The organism is Bacteroidota bacterium, from assembly GCA_034723125.1.
In the GTDB taxonomy this organism is placed as follows: Bacteria; Bacteroidota; Bacteroidia; order CAILMK01; family JAAYUY01; genus JAYEOP01.
Genome location: JAYEOP010000409.1, coordinates 1 through 2,249, shown reverse-complemented (window position 1 = coordinate 2,249; position 2,249 = coordinate 1). Strand labels below are relative to the sequence as shown.

The window sequence follows — 2,249 nt, the reverse complement described above, 5'->3', positions numbered from 1 at the left end:
TAATGTATGCAAATGGAAGTGAATATTTGCAAGCAAGATTAAAGAGTCCATTAAAAAAAGACAGTATTTACTGCCTGAGCTTATACATTTCTCTTGCCGAAAAATCCTCACATTTTGTGGATCAGGTTGGAATGTATTTTACCGATAAAAAAATTGAAAAAGTAGGCTGGCAAATTTTAAATTACAAGCCTGTATTAAATAATAAAAGAGGTAACATCCTTAAAAATACAGAAGATTGGACACTTATTTCCGGTTTGTATAAAGCAAAAGGTAATGAAAAATTTATACTTATTGGCAATTTTTCATGTTCAGATAGTTCAAATTATCACGAAACAAAAGCTCGAATACTTTTTCAACCTTTCAGGATGAATGCATATTATTATATTGACGATGTTTCTGTTGTTCCTTATAGCCTGAAAAACAAAACGGTATGCACCGTTGAAGACTATATGAATAGCTTTAGTAAAAGCAATTACTATAAATTAGAATTTAATAAAAAAATAATTCTTAAAAATCTGTTTTTTGATGTTGACAAATTCATAATTAAACCTAATGGCTATAAAACCCTTCAACCTTTGTTGCTTTTTCTTAAATATGAAACTAATACTAAAATTGAAATTATTGGACATACAGATAATTCAGGTACTGAAGAGCATAACAGAAAACTCTCAAGAAATAGGGCACAATCAGTAGCAAAGTATTTGATTGATAATGGGATTGATAAAAAACATATTTATTATAATGGGGTAGGAAGTACTGAACCTATTTCCAGTAATTCAACTGAGAAAGGGAAAAGTAAGAATAGGAGAGTGGAGATAAGATTATTTAAATAATTAATTGGGCTTATTCATTTTTAAAATGAGGATACAATTTTTCAAATATTTTCAAGGCTTAATGATAATCTTTTTGTTTGCTTTGTTCTCTTTATCTTTTATTCACAAAACTTCATTCTTTACAAATGTAGATATTGGAAGACATCTAAAAAACGGAGAAATTGTTCTCAATGAGTACAAAATAATTAAAACAAATTATTATTCTTATACAGAAGCAAACAAAGAAGTTATAAATCATCATTGGGGCAGTGGAGTAATTTATTATTTAGTTCATAAGGCATTTGGATTTAAAGGATTAAGTATTCTAAATCTGCTACTTTACCTTTTTACATTGTTTTTTATTATTAGCATTGTTGTAAAAAAAATTCCATTTGCAATTATTTTGCCCATTGTTCTAATATCACTTCCTCTACTGCTAGCACGCCCTTATATCAGACCCGAAGTATTTAGCTATTTCTTTTTAGGTTTTTATTTTTTCCTTTTGGATAAATATAGAAATAATAAAATCAGATTTAAAGGGCTTCTAATATTTTTAGTGATTTCTCAAATCATTTGGACAAATCTTCATGTACTTTTTGTGTTGGGTCCTTTTGTAATTTTACTTTATGCAATTGATAAATTATTGAAAACAAAATCTTTTAATTTTACAAAAAATGAGTTCATACTTTTTCTTTTAGTAGGTTTCTCTTGCTTTATAAATGCAAATGGATTTAAAGGTGTTCTAGAACCATTTGTTATTCGACAAAATCTTGTCCTTATTCCACAGGAATTTAGACATTTGTTTAATTTGGAACATTATAATTTTCAAAATATACAAGAGTTTACACCACGCTATATTTTTGATTTTTTTACAATTTTTGTATTAGCATCATCATTTTTATTGCTACTGAAAAAACAATTATTTGTAAATTTTTTTTATTCTGCCACCATAATTTTTTTCTTGCTTTTTGCATGGATGATGAATCGTAATATTGCCATGTTTTCATTTGTTTTTTTATTGTATTCATCACAAATGTTGTCGATTTATTTCAAAAAATTTCCTGACAAACTAATTTCAAAAGTCCAAATTGCATCTATCATTTTCTCTGTATTTTTTATTGCTTATATTTTTATTTTAAAACCCCGGTATTACTATCCGATAAAAAGTAATTTTGGAATTGGAATAAATAAAGATGAATACAAAGCGGCAAAGCACCTTTCAAATTTTAAAACTACCTCTCATATTTTCAATAATTTTGATATTGGTGCCTATATAATTTTCAACAATTTTCCTGCACAAAAACCCTTTATTGACCCACGTCCTGAGGCTTATTCCGATTCTTTTGTTAGAAATATTTATTGGAAAATAAAACAAAACAAAAATCAAATAGCATGGAAAAAAATTGATTCAATTTATAATTTTAATGTTATTGTTCT

2 protein-coding genes are annotated in these 2,249 nt (G+C 26.8%); both read left to right on the top strand.

Features of this window, described 5'->3' with window-relative positions:
• Positions 1–833 (top strand): OmpA family protein (locus tag U9R42_10915; GenBank protein ID MEA3496536.1); only part of this gene is annotated, 833 nt, incomplete at its 5' end.
• 25 nt (positions 834–858) lie between these two features.
• Positions 859–2,249 (top strand): hypothetical protein (locus tag U9R42_10910; protein ID MEA3496535.1); only part of this gene is annotated, 1,391 nt, incomplete at its 3' end.